17 protein-coding genes are annotated in these 15,926 nt (G+C 68.4%); 9 read left to right on the forward strand and 8 right to left on the reverse strand.

The features are described from left to right. The first annotated feature begins 23 nt into the window (after positions 1–23). From EGT29_RS16160 to EGT29_RS16170, 3 genes are read left to right on the forward strand one after another with little or no spacing between them, the layout of a single operon-like run. Positions 24–884 (forward strand): TauD/TfdA family dioxygenase, encoded by an 861-nt coding sequence (locus EGT29_RS16160; protein WP_124689941.1) that lies wholly within the window; start codon positions 24–26, stop codon positions 882–884. After that, positions 868–1,656: a menaquinone biosynthetic enzyme MqnA/MqnD family protein gene (locus EGT29_RS16165; RefSeq protein ID WP_161567837.1), complete on the forward strand. Its 789-nt coding sequence runs from the start codon at positions 868–870 to the stop codon at positions 1,654–1,656. Before EGT29_RS16160 ends, EGT29_RS16165 begins: the two co-directional genes overlap by 17 nt. A gap of 43 nt (positions 1,657–1,699) precedes the next feature. Then, positions 1,700–2,707 (forward strand): tripartite tricarboxylate transporter substrate binding protein, encoded by a 1,008-nt coding sequence (locus EGT29_RS16170; RefSeq protein ID WP_124689943.1) that lies wholly within the window; start codon positions 1,700–1,702, stop codon positions 2,705–2,707. Between the two features lie 33 nt (positions 2,708–2,740). On the opposite strand, the gene EGT29_RS16175 is transcribed toward EGT29_RS16170, so the two are convergent. Then, on the reverse strand, positions 2,741–3,118 hold the full coding sequence (locus tag EGT29_RS16175) for a hypothetical protein (RefSeq protein ID WP_124689944.1): 378 nt from the start codon (positions 3,116–3,118) through the stop codon (positions 2,741–2,743). A 75-nt stretch (positions 3,119–3,193) separates the two neighbouring features. Here EGT29_RS16175 and dusA point away from each other — a divergent pair, with 75 nt between their 5' ends. The 3 genes from dusA (at position 3,194) to EGT29_RS16190 (ending at position 5,907) form a co-directional block, all read left to right on the forward strand. Next, on the forward strand, positions 3,194–4,204 hold the full coding sequence (gene dusA, locus EGT29_RS16180) for a tRNA dihydrouridine(20/20a) synthase DusA (RefSeq protein ID WP_124689945.1): 1,011 nt from the start codon (positions 3,194–3,196) through the stop codon (positions 4,202–4,204). Positions 4,205–4,337: 133 nt separating this feature from the next. After that, positions 4,338–4,976: an AAA family ATPase gene (locus tag EGT29_RS16185; RefSeq protein WP_124689946.1), complete on the forward strand. Its 639-nt coding sequence runs from the start codon at positions 4,338–4,340 to the stop codon at positions 4,974–4,976. A gap of 64 nt (positions 4,977–5,040) precedes the next feature. Beyond that, positions 5,041–5,907 (forward strand): SDR family oxidoreductase, encoded by an 867-nt coding sequence (locus EGT29_RS16190; protein ID WP_124689947.1) that lies wholly within the window; start codon positions 5,041–5,043, stop codon positions 5,905–5,907. Here EGT29_RS16190 and EGT29_RS16195 read toward each other — a convergent pair. Further along, complete coding sequence (locus EGT29_RS16195) at positions 5,897–6,217, reverse strand: hypothetical protein (RefSeq protein WP_124689948.1); 321 nt, start codon at positions 6,215–6,217, stop codon at positions 5,897–5,899. The genes EGT29_RS16190 and EGT29_RS16195 overlap by 11 nt on opposite strands. Before the next feature lie 199 nt (positions 6,218–6,416). Here EGT29_RS16195 and EGT29_RS16200 point away from each other — a divergent pair, with 199 nt between their 5' ends. Continuing rightward, entirely contained in the window at positions 6,417–7,094 is a 678-nt protein-coding gene (locus EGT29_RS16200; RefSeq protein ID WP_124689949.1) for an SGNH/GDSL hydrolase family protein, read from the forward strand. A 13-nt stretch (positions 7,095–7,107) separates the two neighbouring features. Here the strand turns inward: EGT29_RS16200 and opgC are convergent, their stop codons facing one another. Further along, entirely contained in the window at positions 7,108–8,337 is a 1,230-nt protein-coding gene (gene opgC, locus EGT29_RS16205; RefSeq protein WP_238160015.1) for an OpgC domain-containing protein, read from the reverse strand. A 162-nt stretch (positions 8,338–8,499) separates the two neighbouring features. Here opgC and EGT29_RS16210 point away from each other — a divergent pair, with 162 nt between their 5' ends. Together EGT29_RS16210 and EGT29_RS16215 are read left to right on the forward strand one after the other, a co-directional pair. Next, the gene (locus EGT29_RS16210) at positions 8,500–9,588 is read left to right on the forward strand and encodes a porin (RefSeq protein WP_124689950.1); all 1,089 of its coding nucleotides are present in this window, start codon (positions 8,500–8,502) and stop codon (positions 9,586–9,588) included. 141 nt (positions 9,589–9,729) lie between these two features. Beyond that, the gene (locus EGT29_RS16215) at positions 9,730–10,215 is read left to right on the forward strand and encodes a MarR family winged helix-turn-helix transcriptional regulator (RefSeq protein ID WP_124689951.1); all 486 of its coding nucleotides are present in this window, start codon (positions 9,730–9,732) and stop codon (positions 10,213–10,215) included. Here EGT29_RS16215 and EGT29_RS16220 read toward each other — a convergent pair. The 5 genes from EGT29_RS16220 to EGT29_RS16240 form a co-directional block, all read right to left on the reverse strand. Beyond that, positions 10,212–11,153: a lysylphosphatidylglycerol synthase domain-containing protein gene (locus EGT29_RS16220; RefSeq protein WP_161567838.1), complete on the reverse strand. Its 942-nt coding sequence runs from the start codon at positions 11,151–11,153 to the stop codon at positions 10,212–10,214. The two genes, EGT29_RS16215 and EGT29_RS16220, sit on opposite strands and share 4 nt — an antisense overlap. A 7-nt stretch (positions 11,154–11,160) precedes the next feature. Continuing rightward, the gene (gene clsB, locus EGT29_RS16225) at positions 11,161–12,360 is read right to left on the reverse strand and encodes a cardiolipin synthase ClsB (protein ID WP_124692390.1); all 1,200 of its coding nucleotides are present in this window, start codon (positions 12,358–12,360) and stop codon (positions 11,161–11,163) included. A gap of 68 nt (positions 12,361–12,428) precedes the next feature. Further along, positions 12,429–13,217 carry an endonuclease/exonuclease/phosphatase family protein gene (locus EGT29_RS16230; protein WP_124689953.1) on the reverse strand — a complete coding sequence of 263 codons (789 nt, stop codon included), beginning with the start codon at positions 13,215–13,217 and terminating at the stop codon, positions 12,429–12,431. Positions 13,218–13,246: 29 nt separating this feature from the next. Continuing rightward, positions 13,247–14,764 carry a glucose-6-phosphate dehydrogenase gene (zwf, locus tag EGT29_RS16235; protein ID WP_124689954.1) on the reverse strand — a complete coding sequence of 506 codons (1,518 nt, stop codon included), beginning with the start codon at positions 14,762–14,764 and terminating at the stop codon, positions 13,247–13,249. Positions 14,765–14,860: 96 nt separating this feature from the next. Beyond that, on the reverse strand, positions 14,861–15,799 hold the full coding sequence (locus tag EGT29_RS16240; RefSeq protein WP_124689955.1) for a LysR substrate-binding domain-containing protein: 939 nt from the start codon (positions 15,797–15,799) through the stop codon (positions 14,861–14,863). Positions 15,800–15,926: the final 127 nt, after the last annotated feature.

Consider the following 15,926-nt stretch of genomic DNA (forward strand, 5'->3'; position numbering starts at 1 on the left):
AGAACTTTCCGGAGAACCCCGCCATGCCGCTTGCTTTGCGTCCCCTCCATCCCGACGTGGGAGTGGAAGTCCTGGGTTGCGACCTCGGCCAGCCCCTGGGCGACGAGCAGTTCCAGTCGCTGCTGGACGCCTATCACCGCCATTCCGTCGTCGTCGTGCGCGGACAATCGCTGGCCGCGCCCGCGCAGGCCGCGCTGCTGCGCCGCTTCGGCACGCCCAAGATCTCGCAGCGCAAGGAGTTCCACGTCCCGGGCACGCCCGAGATCGGCCGCGTGGGCAACACCCGCCACCCCGACGGCACGCCGTCGGCCTTCCTGGACCGCTACGGCAACCTGTGGCACAGCGACACGGCCAGCGACCAGCACGTCGACGGGGTCACGATGCTGTACTGCGTGATGACGCCGCAGGTCGGCGGCGACACGCTGTTCGCCAGCATGGGCAGGGCCTACGAAACCCTGCCGGCGGCGCTGAAGGCCCGCATCGACGGCAGGACCGTGGTCCATAACTTCAACCAGCACAACGACTACCTGCTGGCCCGCAACCCCGGCTCGGCCCAGCCCCTGTCGGCAGCCGACCGCGCCAGGTGGCCGGACCGGGAACACGAGCTGGTGCAGCGCCATCCGGTAACCGGCCGCCCGTTGTATTTCATCAGCCCGACCCTGGTCCGGGGCATCAGCGGCTATTCCGACGAGGAAGCGCAGCGGCTGTCCGCGGAGCTGGTCGCCCACGCCACCCGCCCCGAGGCGATCTACCGCCACAAGTGGCAGGTCGGCGACCTGGTCTTCTGGGACAACCGCGCCTCGCTGCATTCGGCCTCGCCCGCGGACTACCAGGGCGGCCAGCGGTTGATGCATCGCGGCTATGCCTATGTCCACTATGCGTGAGGGCGGCCTGCGCGTCGGGCATTTCCAATCGGTGCCCTGGATTCCGTTCTACGTCGGCAGCGAGGACTGGCCGATGCGGCGCGTTCCCTGCATGTCCAGCACGGTCCTGGCCATGGCCGACGCCGGCCTGCTGGACGCGACGCCCATGGCCACGGTGGACTGGCTGGCGCGCGGCGAACCATGGCCGCGCCTGGGCGGGCTGGGCCTGGCCTACCGCCAGCGCGCGGGCAGCGTACTGCTGTTCTCGCCGCGCCCCATCCACGAACTGGACGGCGCGGACATCGCGATCTGCGACGAGACCGCCACGTCGCTGCGAGTGCTGCATGCCATCCTGGCGGGCAAGTACGGGCTGCGCATCGGCCGCTGGCGGCGCGGCCTGACCGCCGACCCGTCCATGCCTCGGCTCCTGATCCAGGACCAGGCGGTCGAGGAAGCGGCGCGGGGACGCTTCCCGCATGTCCACGACCTGGGGCGGGAATGGTGGGAGTGGCAAGGCACCCCGGTGGTCTCGGCGATATGGGTCCATCGCCGGGACCTGGCGGACGACGCACTGGAACCGCTGCGCGCCGGCCTGGCGGCCTCCCTGTCCCGGTACGCCGCCCAGCCGGACCTGGCCATCGAACGCCATTGCGCGCGCCACGGCGTGGCCTCGCCGCCCGCGGCGCTGCGCGCGCTGCTCGGCAATTTCGAGTTCGAGCTGGGCGAGGCCGCCGAGGCGGGCATACGGCGCATGGCCCAGGTCCTGCCCACCACCGTGCCCCTGCAAGCGTGACACCCCCTCCCGTCCTTCATCCATCCAAGAAAAGGAGACATCCATGCCCTGCATTTCGCACCGTTCCGCGCCACGCCGGCGCAGGCTGGTCGCCTTCACCGTCCTGTCGGGCGGCCTGCTTGCCACGGGAATGGCGCACGGCGCCGACGCCCCCTGGCCCACCCAGCCGATCAAGCTCATCGTCGGCTTTCCCGCCGGCACCTCGCCCGACACGGTGGCCCGGCTGATCGCCGAGCCGCTGTCGCAGAAGCTGGGCAAGCCGGTCATCGTCGAGAACAAGCCCGGCGCCGCCGGCAACATCGGCGTCGACCTGGTGGCGCGCGCCACCGACGGCCATACCTTCGGCGTCACCGCCCACGGCCCGCTGACCACCTCGGCCCTGCTCTATCCCAACCTGCCCTACGACGTCGCCCGGGACCTGCAACCCTTGTCATTGGCCGCGGTCAGTCCGCAGATTCTGGTCATCGATCCCAAGCTGCCCTATGCCACGCTGCACGACCTGCTGGCCGACGCGCGCGCCCGCCACAAGGAGATCTCGTACGGGTCGGTGGGCGTGGGATCGGGCTCGCACCTGACGGGCGAGCTGTTCGCGCAGGAAGCGGGCATCCGGATGATGCACGTGCCCTACCAAGGCTTCCCCCAGGTCACCATGGCCGTGATGAGCGGGCAGATCCAGGCGGGTTTCATGGCGCCCTCGGGGGCCATCGAACAGGCCAAGGCGGGCAAGGTGCGCGTACTGGGCGTCACGTCGGCGCAGCCTTCGCCGCTGGCGCCGGGCGTGCCGACCGTCGCCCAGGCCGCGAGCCTGCCGGGCTTTGCCGCGGAACTCTGGATAGGCGCCTACGCGCCGCGCGCCACGCCGGCGCCGGTGGCCGCCATGCTGGCGAAAGAGATCAACGCCATCCTGCGGTCGGCCCCGGTTCGGGCCAAGCTGGCGGCGCAAGGCTGGGAGGCAACGGGCGGCTCGCCGGCCGACATGGCGGCGCGCATCGAAACCGATACGCGCCGCTGGGGCGAGGTGATCAAGCGGCTGGGAATCAAGCTGGAATAGCGGCGCGCGGACGCCGCGGCAGTCGCGTGGCGGCTACATCGCGCTCGCGCGCCAGGCGCCGTTCTCCTGCTTGCAGAACCAGAAGCCCCAGTTCTCCTTGGCCGTGCCCTGGGCCACGTCTGCCGCCAGGAAGCGGCAAGTCTGGCCCTTGCTGGTACGGGTGGTGTTCTTCGGCGCGAACGTGACATTGACCGGCACCTGGCGCGCCCGCGCGGGCTTGCTGGCCCAACTGGATTTCTGGCCGTCGGCCACGTCGTTCAGCACGCGTCCGACCTCGGCCGAGAACTCGGTGGCCTGGGCCTTGGGAATGCGCAACAGGATGGACTCGTTCAGGAAGCTGAGATTGGCGGCATAGGCCGTGCCCAGCGAGCCGGCCAGCAATAGCGTGGCGGCAAGGAATTGCTTGCGCATGAAGAGGATCTCCGGGGTCTAGACGTGACGGCAATGATATCGGTTAACCACGCGGCAGGTTATGATTGCGGCATTATGCTTTCAAATCAAAGACTTGGCGGCTGGGAGCTGTGTGTCGCGCCCATGATCGACTGGACCGACCGCCATTGCCGCTACTTCCACCGGCTGCTATCCCCGCATGCCCGCCTGTACACCGAGATGATCGCCACCGGCGCCATCATCTACGGCGATGCCGCCCGGCACCTCGATTTCGATCGCGCCGAGCACCCGGTCGCACTGCAACTGGGCGGCAACGAACCCGAGGCCCTGGCGCGCGCGGCTCGCGCCGGCCAGGAATGGGGCTACGACGAGATCAACCTGAACTGCGGCTGCCCGTCGGACCGGGTACAGAAAGGCGCGTTCGGCGCCTGCCTGATGTCCACGCCGACCCTGGTGGCCGACTGCGTGAAGGCCATGCGCGACGCGGTCGGCATCCCGGTCACGGTCAAGCACCGCATCGGCCTGGACTACGACGAGTCCTACGCCTTCGTGCGCGATTTCGTCGGCACGGTGCACGAAGCGGGCTGCGAGGTTTTCATCGTCCACGCCCGCAACGCCGTGCTCAAGGGCCTGTCGCCCAAGGAAAACCGCGAGATCCCGCCGCTGCGCTACGACGTGGCGCGCCAGCTCAAGCGCGACTTCCCTCACGTCCTGATCGTGCTCAACGGTGGGCTGACCGAGCCGGCCGCGCTGGCCCACATCGGCCACGGCGGGGGCGAACTGGACGGCGTCATGCTCGGGCGCGAGGCCTATCACCGGCCCCGCGTGCTGTCCGAGCTGTCCCGCCTGCTGTGGCCGGATGCCCCCATCCCCGACGACGAGACCGTGGTGCGGGCCATGATGGACTACGCCGGCCGACAGGTGGCCCGCGGCGTGCCCCTGCGCTCGATCGTCCGCCACATGCTGGGCCTGTTCAACACGCAGGGCGGCGCCCGCCGCTGGCGCCAGATGCTGTCCGACAGCCGCCTGCTGGCCGCCAACGATCCCGCCCTGATCGACGCCGCCTGGCAGGTCGTGGCCGGCGCCGCCGAGCGCCGCGCCGCCTGAGATTCCGGCGCCGCCCCCCCGCGGCGCCGAACAACCGGCGCTATTCACCGTTATTCGCGCTTTCGACCTGGCCGCACGCCGGCCATACTAGCGGACAGGTACGGCCCGCGCCCGTGCCCGCCCAGGGGAGGTCATGGCCCAGATCGTATGCGTGCTGGGAAACAAGGGAGGTACCGGCAAGACCACGTTGTCGCACATGATCTCGCATGGCATGGCGCTGCTGGGCAAGCGCGTGGTATGCGTGCTGACAGACCTCGAGCGTGAGCGCCTTTCCAAGGAAAACCGCCTCTACCTGCCTTTCGACGCCCGCGATGCCGGCAACCTGGCCAAGGTCGTCGCCACGCTGAACGAGGTCGGCGACTGGTTCGGCGTCATCGACGGCGGTGGCAACCGCTCGGATACCGACAGCCATCTCGCCAACCTGGCGGACCTGGTCCTGCTGCCCTTTCGCGATTCCCACGAAGACATGCGCACCGTGCTGCGCGACCTGGAATGGATGCCGCGCGCCTGGGGCCTGCCCTCGCAGTGGCCAGCGGACGCGCCGGCGCAGCGCCTGGCGCAAACCGCCACGGACGAGCTGCTGGGCGCCTTCGGCCACCGCTTGCTGGACCCCAGCCCCCATCTCGCTGCAACCAAGCTGCTGTTGCAGGACCGCGTCCCCGCTTCGCTTCCCTGGCAGCTCACGAACGCCTGCGTGGCGCTGGCCATGCAGGTATTCGAGCTGCTGGACGTCCAGTACGAAAGTTCCGAGGCATTCGTGGCGCCACGCTAGCAAGCCGGGGCACGCAAGTTGCTGGAAACGCCGGCCACCCGTTTCTTTTCATGGGAGACCGACGATGCCAGGCAAATCCAATCCGCAGACCCTGCCCCCCCAGCAACAACCCAGGCAACCCGGCATGCAGACAGACATGCATCCCGAGCCCAGGACGACGCGCCCGGATTACCGGGGGTCGGACAAGCTCGAGGGCCGCTGCGCCATCGTCACCGGCGGCGACAGCGGCATCGGCCGCGCGGTGGCGGTGGCCTTCGCCAAGGAAGGCGCGGACATCCTTTTCACCTACCTGGACGAGACCGCCGACGCCGAGGAAACCCGCCGGCTGGTGACCCAGGCGGGACGCCGCTGCGTGGGCATGGCCGGCGACCTCGGCAGCGAATCGCATTGCCGCGAGATCGTGCGGCGCGCCATGGAAGAGTTCGGCCGCATCGATGTCCTCGTCAACAATGCCGCCGAGCAGCATCCGCGCAAGGCGCTGGAGGACATCGACAGCGCCCAGCTGGAGCGGACTTTCCGCACGAACTTCTTCGGCATGTTCAACCTGAGCCGCGAAGCCCTGCCGCACATGGGGTCCGGCGGCGCCATCATCAACACGACGTCGGTCACCGCCTATCGGGGCAGCTCGCACCTGATCGACTACGCCGCCACCAAGGGCGCGATCGTCGCCTTCACCCGTTCACTGTCGTCGGCGGTGGTCGAGCGCGGCATACGCGTGAACGCGGTGGCGCCGGGGCCGATCTGGACCCCCCTTATCCCCGCTTCGTTCAGCGCCGAGGAGGTCTCCACCTTCGGCTCGAAGGTGCCGATGAAGCGCCCCGGCCAACCGGAGGAAGTGGCCCCCTGCTACGTCTTCCTGGCGTCGGACGACGCCAGCTACATGACCGGCCAGGTCCTGCACCCCAACGGCGGCGAAATCATCAACGGCTAGGCCGGGCCGGCGCGCTGCCGAACATGTTCATCAGCGCATCGAAGCTGCTGGCGCCGCGCATGGAGAAGACGAAGCATTCGCCGTCCTGGTAGTCGGCGGCGCGCATGCTTTCGGCCAGGCGCTCGGCGTCCTCGATGGCTTCGTTCCAGGTGCCGCGTATCAGCGGGCAGTACCTGAGCCGGCTGTCCAGCATGTCCTTGCCCGAGCGGGCCTTGACCTCGACATAGCCTCGGAACTGTCCCTCCGGCAGATCGTGCACGCGGGATTTCAGGAAGTATTGAACGGCGGCGTGTTCGACGACTTGGTTCATGACTGGCCTCCAGGAGTCCGTCTCTTGATCCTAGTCCATTGGAGTGCAAGATTTACGAAGAGGTCCGCCGCGCTAGCAAAAGTTTACATTCGTGCCAGGCTTGTGGCGGTCGGCGCCACACGGCAACAATTTCGCGGCTGGCCGCATGCGGCTGCCGGTATGATGGTCGTTTCGTCGCCGCGCTGTTTCCGTACGTTCCATGAGGTCCCGCCACGCCGTTCTCGCCCTGCTGCTCGCAGCGGGCAACGCCTGCGCGGCCGACCCGGCAAGCAGCGCGCCGGCCGCTGCCGACACGCAATGGGCGGCCAGCTTCGCCGCGTTCGACCAGGCCGACCGCCTGCATGCGCCGGCCCCCGGCGGCATCCTGTTCATAGGCAGTTCATCCATACGCCTGTGGAACGACCTCGAAACCCGGTTCAAGAACCTGCCCGTCCTCAAGCGCGGCTTCGGCGGTTCGCGCATGATCGACTGCGCGCGCCACCTGACCCGGCTGGTCGTTCCCTACAAGCCCCGCATCGTTCTGGTCTATGCCGGCGACAACGACCTGGCCGAAGGCCGCTCGCCCCGCGAGATCCTGGACAGCTTCACCGTGTTCGTCGAAGGCGTGCGCCGGGCGCTGCCTGAAACACGGATCGCCTACATCTCGATCAAGCCGAGCCCGGCGCGCTATTCGCTGATCCCGCAGGCGCGCGTCACCAATACGCTGATCAAGGCCTACACGGAAAGCGTCCCCAACGCCGACTACATCGACGTCTTCACTCCCATGCTGACCGCCGACGGCATGCCTCGTGCCGAGTTGTTCCGCAGCGATGCGCTGCATCTGAACGACGCGGGCTACGCGCTCTGGACGTCGGTCATTTCGCGCCACGTGCGCTAGGCCCGCTTTCCCCTTAGCCCGGCCCCGTTCCCACGCTCAGCGTCGGCCCGGCTCCGCCGGCGCGAGCGGTCGGGGCCGCCCGCCGGCCCCGGCCCGCGCCCGGCCCGGAACCGAACATGCGCACCAGCCGGGCCACGGCGTACATCGCGGCGATGCTCAGGCCGAACATCAGCGGATCGAACCAGGGCGGCCGGCCCGGATGGCTTTCGCCCACCACGGCCAGCGCGACCAGGACGATCACCAGATGGGCGCAGAACACCGGCAGCGACGCGGCGCCCAGCGTTTCCAGCAGCCGCATGCGGGGTAGATGGCGGGTCAGCCAGCCGCCGCCATGCAGCAGCACCACGACCAGCGCCAGGAAATCGAGCAATCGCAGCGGCCCGATGTGCCACTTGTCGAACCACAGGTTGAGCGGATCGCCCTGCGCAAAGGGCTCCAGCCCGGTCATGTGGCGCCAGACGAAGAAGACGATCGCGGTCCCGACCGCGGCCTTGACCAGCCACGGCGGGAAGACGGCGCGGCGCTCGGACGGCACCCGCGCGTGGTAGGCGCCCAGGCACAGGCCGAGCACCCACAGCAACTGCCAGGCGAAAGTCTCGAACGACCCGGTCTCGCGAAACGGCACCGGCAGGCCGGTGGCCGCCACCAGGCCGTCGTACAGCGCGCGCGACAGGCCGAACTGGGCCGCGCCCCACAGCGCGATGCTGGCCCCTATCACCGTTTTCCATCCCCCTTGCAGGACATGGCTGAGGATCCACGGGCTGGCCAGCATGAAGACGATGTAGACCGGCAGGATGTCCAGCAGCGGCGGGTTGTAGATCATCAGCAGCCCTGTCCACAGGCCGGTCAGCGGCGCATGCAGGTAGAACGACATGAGGTTGTTGGCGGCGGGCTGGTGAAACTTCATGCCCAGCGCGGCGATGACCGTGAACAGGAAGAGCAGGCACGCCGCCTGGCAGGCATAGATGACCAGAGCGCGCCGCAGGAACGCGCGGCGCATCGCGGGAATGCCGTCGCGCACGGCGCGCTGGGTGTACACCAGCCCCGCCATGTAGGCCGACAGGAAGACGAAGCCTTCCGCCGCCGAGACGAAACCGAAAGGCTGGCCCGCCGGTATCGAGAACCAGGTCGGCAGGTGCGTGGACGTCATCAGCACCAGCATCAATCCGCGCAGCGCGTCCAGTTCCCAGCGGCGGGACGAGGCGGGCGGCGGAGCGGGAGCGAAAGTGGAAGCGGTGGACACGGGCGTGGCGGGCGCAATGTAGGGGGAGTCTGCATGGACAGCATGGAATGCGAACAATTCGTGGTTGTTGCAATCCGATACGGGTAAGCCCCTAATTACTTAACAAAATTAATATTTATCATTGTTAAACAAATCAACCCAAGAACCAGGGGACGGAGACACATGAAACGCATCCTGCTGGCCAGCGCCCTCGCGCTGGCCGCCACCGGCGCGCACGCGCAGAACGTGACGCTGTACGGCATACTCGATACGGGCATCGAATACGTGAACCATGCCAACGCGCAAGGCGACGCGACCTGGCGCATGCCCAGCAACACCGGCGGGCTCATGCCCTCGCGCTGGGGCCTGCGCGGCACGGAAGACCTGGGCAACGGCCTGAAGGCCCTCTTCACCCTGGAAAGCGGCTTCGGCGTGGATACCGGCGTGTCGGGCCAGGGCGGCCGCCTGTTCGGCCGCGCCGCCTGGCTCGGGCTTTCGGGCAACTGGGGCACGGTCACGCTGGGCCGCCAGTCCAACATGACGTTCTTCGCCCTGCTCGATTCCGACGTCATGGGGCCGGCGGTGTACGGCCTGGGATCGCTGGACAACTACATTCCCAATACGCGCTCGGACAACGCCATCGGCTATCGCGGCACCTTCTCGGGCCTGACCGTGGGCGCCACCTACAGCTTCGGCCGTGATGCCGCGGCCACCGGAGGCCCCGCCGCCACCAATTGCGCGGGCGAGGTTCCCGGCGACCGCAAGGCCTGCCGCCAGGTCACCGCGCTGCTCAAGTACGACCTGGGCCCGGGCGGCATCGCCGCCGCCTACGACCAGTTGCGCGGCGGCACCGGCGCCGCCGGCGGCCTGTCCAGCAGCGACACCTCCGACACCCGCACCGTGCTCAACGGCTACTACCGCTTCGGCGACCTGAAGATAGGCGGCGGCTGGATCGGCCGCATCACGCGGGCGGCCACCCGCTCGGAAGCCAACCTGTACTACCTGGGCGCCTCGTACGCGCTGTCGCCGGCCTGGACCCTGGACGGCCAGGTGGCGCGCCTGAAGAACAAGACCACCGACGCCCGCTCCACGCTGGCCACGGTGCGCGCGACCTATTCGCTCTCCAAGCGCACGGCGGTCTATGGCCTGGTGGGCTACATGGACAACAACAAAAACGCCAACCTCTCGGTCAGCGGCGGCCAGGCCTTGGCCGGTCTTCCCAACGGCCTGAACCAGACCGGCGTCATGCTGGGCATGCGGCACAGCTTCTGAAGTCCGGGCGGCGCGCGGCCGCCCCGCGTGGTATGTTGTGGCACTGGACTGGGCCGCCCTCGCGGCGGCCCTTTTTTTGCCACCGGGCCGCCCCAAGAAAAGCATCCAAGCGCCCGCGCATCGACTCGCACCCGCCACCACATGCCCAAGACTCCGCCGCGCACCACCCCTTCGCCGCGACCGGCCAAATCCGAACTGGACCCCTCCCGCCTTTCCCACCTGCTGGGCTTCCAGACCTCGCTCGCGCACGTCAAGCTGCAGAAGGCCTTCTTCTCGAGCATGAAGGACCTGGACCTGCGGCCCGTGGAGTTCGCCATCCTGGTGCTGCTGGCCTACAACGACAAGGCCAACCAGCAGAACCTGTGCCGCAGCCTGTCGCTGTCCGCGCCGCGCCTGGCGCTGGTCCTGGACCGCTTGCAGGAGCGCGGGCTGCTGTCGCGCCAGCGCAGCGACACCGACAGGCGCGCCCATCACGTGGTGCTGACCACCGAAGGCCGCCGGCTCGCGCTCGAGGCCGAGCGCCTGTCGCACGGCATGGAGGAAGACGTGCTCGCGCCGCTGTCCCAGGGCGAGCGGCAGATCCTGGGAGAACTGCTGGCCAAGATCGTGCGGGGCGCGCGCGGCTAGCGACGCGCCCTGGCCTCGAGCACGGCGTACGCCGCCACCGCCGGCACCAGCGGACACAGGTAGTAGATCGCGCGATAGGCCAGCAGCGCGGCCAGGATCTCGTAGGCGGGCAGCTTGCCCGCCAGCAGCGTCAGGAATACGGCCTCCAGCACGCCCAGCCCCGCCGGCACGTGCGTCAGCGCCCCGGCCACCGCGCTCAGCAGCATCACCCCCAGGACCGTGGGATAGTCGACCCGCCCGCCCATGAACAGGTGGATGATCAGCCCCATGATCAGCCAGTTGGCGATCGACATCGCGCCCTGCACCAGCGCCATCCGCCATCCCGGCCATTCGATGGCCACGCCCTTCAGCACGAAGCGGCGGCGCCCCACCCCGGCGCACATCGCCCCATACCCGGCCACCAGCGCCCAGCACGCCACGCCCAGCACGGGCAAGAAGCCGGCCGGTATGCCCCATCTTGGCGGCACGTGCACCGCGCCCGCAAGCAGCAGCGTCCCCAGCAGGATCAGATAGCCCAGCCAGTTGCTGAGCACGCTCAGAGCATAGACCTTGGTGATGTCCGGTGCCGCCAGGCCCAGGCGGGAATACAGCCGGTAGCGAAAAGCGATGCCGCCGATCAGCGCCCCCATGTTCAGCGTGAACGCATAACAGATGCCCGCCACCACCGCGACTTGCGACGGGCGCAGGGCGTGGCCCACGTAGCGCCGGCCCAGCTGGTCGAAGCCGCCGAACAGCAGGTGGCTGAACACCGTCAGCGCCGCCGCCGCGGCCAGAGTCCAGGCCGTGTATTCCCTGAGCGATTGCAGGACCTTGCCCCAGTCGATCTTGCTGACCTGCTCGGCCAGCAGCAGCACCACCACGGCGACGAAGGCCAGCGTGAGCGCGTGCCGGCCCCACCACCACCATGAACGGCGGCGGCCCTGGGCATTCGCGGGCACGCCGCGCCTATCCGGTTTGGCGAGTGTGGGCATCGGGGGGCTCGGCCAGGCGCTGCCGGGGCGCCTCGACCTTCTCCAGTTTGGGGGTGTGCGCGGGCAGCCAGCCCGCCCAGGCGGGGAAGCGCCGCAGGAAGTGGAAGGCCACGAACGAGGCCGCCGCGCGCCATATCGGCCGCCGGTGCGACGCAACGGCCGTCACTTCGCGGCAGTGGCTGCCGACCAGCGTGTCCAGCCGTTCGCGCAACACCCGGTTGAACCGCGGATCGCGGATGACGAGATTGGCCTCCAGGTTCAGCGACAGGCTGAGCGGATCGAGATTGCTCGACCCCACCGTGGACCAGTCGTCGTCGGCCACGGCCACCTTGCCGTGCAGCGGCCGCTCGCAATATTCGTAGATCCGCACGCCGGCATCCAGCAAGTAGTCGTGCAGCATGCGGGCGCCCACCTTGACGATGGGCATGTCGGGCTCTCCCTGCAGGATCAGGCGCACGCGCACCCCACGGCGGGCCGCGTGGCGCAGGTCGCGCAGCACGCGATAGCCGGGAAAGAAATACGCGTTGGCGATCGTCAGGTCATGGCGGGCGGCGCGGATGGCGATGCGGTAATGCTGCTCGATGTCCGTCCGGTGCGCGTCATTGTCGCGCACCGCGAACAGACACTCCGCGTCGCCGGCACGCGCGGCGTCCGTGCCCGGCCCCGCGCCGCCCTCGCCGCGCCTGAACTCTCCGGTACGGACGAAGGCGCGCAGGCGCGCGACGATGGGACCCCGCACTTCGATGGCATAGTCCTGCTTGGCACCCGGGCCGAAATCCGCGAGATGATCGGCCGAGAAATTGATGCCGCCGACGAAGGCGGTCTCGCCATCGACGATCAGCAGCTTGCGATGCATGCGCCGGAAGACGTTGGTGCGCATGCCCAGCAGCTTGGGACGCGGGTCGAAAACCCGGAAGTGCGCGCCCGCGGCGATCAGGTCCGCCAGGAACGCTTCCGACAGGTCCACCGAACCGTAGCCGTCCACCAGCACCGACACGAAAACGCCGCGCCGGGCGGCCGCCAGCAGCGCGTCGCGCAGTTCGGTCCCGACCTTGTCCTCGAACAGGATGAAGGTCTCGAGCAGCACCTCGCGGCGGGCCTGCCTTATCACCTCGAACACGCGGGGAAAGAAGGCCTCGCCGTTCTCCAGCAGCGACACCGCGTTGCCGGGCATCCATTGCGAACTGGCCGGAGGCCGGCGCGGGCCGCGCGCGCGGCCGACAGTGCCTCGGGTCGGCCCGCTCACAGCGCGATCTCCGCCGCCAGCGGCGCATGGTCCGACAGCGACGTCCAGGGCCGGCGTCCCAAGTGCATGGGCCAGTGATCGCGCGCGCCGCGCACGTAGATGCGATCGAGCGGCAGGACCGGATACCATGCCGGAAAAGTACGGACCAGCCGTCCGCTCGCATGGGCATGCACTTCGCGCAGCCCGGCGCAGCCGTCCAGGACCCGGCCGGCGCGGCGGCGCCAGTCGTTGAAATCGCCGGCCACCACCAGCGGCGCATCGGCGGGTATCTCCTTTTCGACCAGATGGCACAGCAGTTGTAGCTGGCGGACGCGATGGCGCTCCTGCAATCCGAGGTGAACGCATATCGCATGGATGTCGCCGCCGGTTCCCGGCGCCCGGACCACGCAATGCAAGAGGCCGCGCCGCTCCGGCCCGCTGATGGAAACGTCGCGGTTCTCGTAGCGCACGATGGGAAACTTGGACAGCACCGCGTTGCCATGGTGGCCGTCCGGGTAGACGGCGTTGCGCCCATAGGCGAAGTCCGTCCAGATGGTGTCCGCCAGGAACTCGTACTGCGGCGTTGCGGGCCAGTCGGCGAACCGCAGCGAATGCCGGGCATGCGTGCCCAGCACTTCCTGCAGGAACACCATGTCGGCCGCCACGCTGCGCACCGCCTCCCGCAGGTCATGCAGGATGAAGCGGCGATTGAAAAAATTGAATCCCTTGTGGACATTCACGGTCAGGACGCGGAACGTCAGCCCGCCCGGGCCGCCTTGCCTCTTGCCTTCGATCTCGGTGTTCATGCGGGCTGTGCCGCAAGAAGCGTTCCCGGCTAGTCCAGCGGCAGCCACTGCCGCCCATCGCGGGCCAGCAGCACATCCGCCGGCACCGGCCCCTGGCTGCCGGCGCGGTAGGGATGGATCTCGCCGCCCTCCTCCCAGGCTTGCAGGAACGGCATCACCGCCTCCCAGCCCAGCTCGATGTCGGCCGCCCGCTGGAACAGCGTCGCGTCGCCCACCATGCAGTCGTAGATCAGCGTCTCGTAGCCCGAGCTGTGCCCGGTCATGAAATGATCGGCGTAGCGGAAATCCATGCTGACCGGCGCGATGCGGATCTTGGACCCCGGCACCTTGGCCTTCATGTGGAAGAACAGCCCCTCGTCGGGCTGAATCTGCAACACCAGGGAATTGGCCGGCGGCTTCTCCTGCGCGTTCTGGCGGAACAACGCGTGGCCAGCGTCCTTGAAGGCGATGACGATCTGCGTCTGGCGCCGTGCCAGCGCCTTGCCGGTGCGCAGGTAGAACGGCACGCCGCCCCAGCGCCAGTTATCGATGCCCAGCTTGAGCGCCACGTAGGTCTCGGTCCGGCTGTCCGGCGCCACGCCTTCTTCCTCGCGGTAGCCGCGCATGGGCTGGCCGCCCACCAGGCCCGCGCGGTACTGGCCGCGCACGCTGTTCTGCAACGCCTCGGCCGGCGTCTGGATGCGAATGGCGTCCAGCAGCTTTTCCTTCTCGGTGCGCACGGCATCGGCGTCGAAGGAATTGGGCGGCTCCATCGCCACCATGGCCAGCAGCTGGAACAAGTGGTTGGGCACCATGTCGCGCAGCGCTCCAGTCTGCTCGTAGAACTGCGAGCGGCGCTCCACCCCGATCGCCTCGGCCGCGGTGATCTGGACATGGTCGATGTACAGCCGGTTCCAGTTGCTTTCGAACACGCTGTTGGCGAAGCGGGACACCATGATGTTCTGCACCGTTTCCTTGCCCAGGAAATGGTCGATGCGGAAAATCTGGTTCTCGTGCACGACCCGCGTCAGTTGCTTGTTCAGTTCGCGCGCGGAGGGCAGGTCGCGGCCGAACGGCTTCTCGATCACCACGCGGCGCCAGCGGCCATGGCCTTGCTTCAACAACCCGGCATCGTGCAGGTGGCGCGCGATGGACTGGAAGAACGTGGGCGCGGTGGCGAAATAAAAGATGACCCCGCCCGGCTCGGGCGCCAGCAGGGTGGCGAGTTGGGCGTAGGTCTGCTCGCCCTCGAAATCGCCCATCAGGAAGGACGTGCGGCCCATCAGCCAGTCCCAGGCCTGGGCGTCGAAGCTGGCCGTGGCCTGCCCGCCGCGCGAGGCGACGACCTGCTCCATGGAATGCTTCAGCCCGCGCCGGAACTCGTCGTCGTCCAGCTTGCGGTGGCCGACGCCGATGACGTGGAAGTCGGCGTGCAGCAGGTTGAAGCGGGCCAGGTTGTACAGCGCCGGCATCAGCAGGCGGCCGGTCATGTCGCCGGTCGCGCCGAAGATGACCAGGGTACAACGCGGGGCAGGCTGCAGCGCCGCCGCGGGCGCCTGCCTGTTCATCGGGGAATCCATCGCTTGCCGCCTCCAGGACATGGCCCGATTATGGCGGCGGCGATGCGGCGTCGCAACACGGCCGCGCCGCCCGTTCACATCTGGTCACGCCCTGCCCCGGGACGCATCGCGCTGCCCGTCGCCGGCCAGGATGCCGCCCTGGATACGCTTGCGGATCAGGTCGATGGTGGACTGGGCCAGCCGCGTCAGCGGCCGCTGCGATACCGTCGCGATCACCAGTTGGCTGGTCAGCGACGGCGAGACGATGCGGGACGCGTGCAGGTTCGGGCGATGGGCACGGCCGTAGATGGCATTGCGCGACAGGACCGCGTAGCCCATGCCCCGATCCACCAGGTCCAGCAGGGACTCGATCGCGTCCACTTCCAGCGCGACCGACAAGGGCACGCCCAGGCGCGCGCACTGCACGTCCAGCAGGTTGCGGATGGCGTTGGGCTGCCCCGGCGTGATCAACGGATAGTTCGCCAGTTCGCGCATCTTGACGCTGGCCGGCATGGGCTTGCCGTCCAGCCCCCGGCTGCCGATCAAATACAGATCCTCGGACCAGACATGCTCGTAGGCCGCCTGCTGCGTGACGGGCGGGTTGTACAGCAGCGCGAAATCCAGGCGCCCCAGCAGCAGCCATTCGTACATGGACACCGTCAGGGCCTCGACCACGCCCAGCGAGGCGCGCGGGAATTCGGTACGGAAATCGCTGACCAGGTCCACCGTTAGCGATTTGCCGACACTGGGCGGCATGCCCACGACGACCTTGCCGGCCGGCGAACCGCGCAGATCCTCGATTTCCTGCCTGGCCAGGCGCACCTGGTGCAGGATGCCGCGCCCGCGCTCCAGCAGCCGCTTGCCGGCATCGGTGGGTATGACGCCCCGGCCATTGCGTTCGAGCAGGTGTTCCTTGAGTTCGACCTCGAGCTGCCGCACGTGGCGGCTGACCACGGGTTGCGATAGATTGAGGGTGATCGCGGCCCGGGTGACACTGCCGAACTCGACGACTCGCACGAAGCATTCGAGTTGTTTCAAGTCCATGGAAAGCCCCGATTCATGTTTTTTAAGCATAACAGCTAGTTCTGATTTGTGGTTTCCAATGGGGGTTTCCGGGTCAAAATGGCAAGCTGACTGCATGGCGCCCATGGGCGTCCTGTATGACCAGAAG

Source organism: Pigmentiphaga sp. H8 (genome assembly GCF_003854895.1).
Lineage (GTDB): Bacteria > Pseudomonadota > Gammaproteobacteria > Burkholderiales > Burkholderiaceae_B > Pigmentiphaga.

Coding starts and splice junctions, on each gene's coding strand:
- EGT29_RS16160 (WP_124689941.1), top strand. CDS start 24: ATGCCGCTTGCTTTGCGTCCCCTCCATCCCGACGTGGGAGTGGAAGTC.
- EGT29_RS16165 (WP_161567837.1), top strand. CDS start 868: ATGTCCACTATGCGTGAGGGCGGCCTGCGCGTCGGGCATTTCCAATCG.
- EGT29_RS16170 (WP_124689943.1), top strand. CDS start 1,700: ATGCCCTGCATTTCGCACCGTTCCGCGCCACGCCGGCGCAGGCTGGTC.
- EGT29_RS16175 (WP_124689944.1), bottom strand. CDS start 3,118: ATGCGCAAGCAATTCCTTGCCGCCACGCTATTGCTGGCCGGCTCGCTG.
- dusA (WP_124689945.1), top strand. CDS start 3,194: ATGCTTTCAAATCAAAGACTTGGCGGCTGGGAGCTGTGTGTCGCGCCC.
- EGT29_RS16185 (WP_124689946.1), top strand. CDS start 4,338: ATGGCCCAGATCGTATGCGTGCTGGGAAACAAGGGAGGTACCGGCAAG.
- EGT29_RS16190 (WP_124689947.1), top strand. CDS start 5,041: ATGCCAGGCAAATCCAATCCGCAGACCCTGCCCCCCCAGCAACAACCC.
- EGT29_RS16195 (WP_124689948.1), bottom strand. CDS start 6,217: ATGAACCAAGTCGTCGAACACGCCGCCGTTCAATACTTCCTGAAATCC.
- EGT29_RS16200 (WP_124689949.1), top strand. CDS start 6,417: ATGAGGTCCCGCCACGCCGTTCTCGCCCTGCTGCTCGCAGCGGGCAAC.
- EGT29_RS16210 (WP_124689950.1), top strand. CDS start 8,500: ATGAAACGCATCCTGCTGGCCAGCGCCCTCGCGCTGGCCGCCACCGGC.
- EGT29_RS16215 (WP_124689951.1), top strand. CDS start 9,730: ATGCCCAAGACTCCGCCGCGCACCACCCCTTCGCCGCGACCGGCCAAA.
- clsB (WP_124692390.1), bottom strand. CDS start 12,360: ATGCCCGGCAACGCGGTGTCGCTGCTGGAGAACGGCGAGGCCTTCTTT.
- EGT29_RS16230 (WP_124689953.1), bottom strand. CDS start 13,217: ATGAACACCGAGATCGAAGGCAAGAGGCAAGGCGGCCCGGGCGGGCTG.
- zwf (WP_124689954.1), bottom strand. CDS start 14,764: ATGAACAGGCAGGCGCCCGCGGCGGCGCTGCAGCCTGCCCCGCGTTGT.
- EGT29_RS16240 (WP_124689955.1), bottom strand. CDS start 15,799: ATGGACTTGAAACAACTCGAATGCTTCGTGCGAGTCGTCGAGTTCGGC.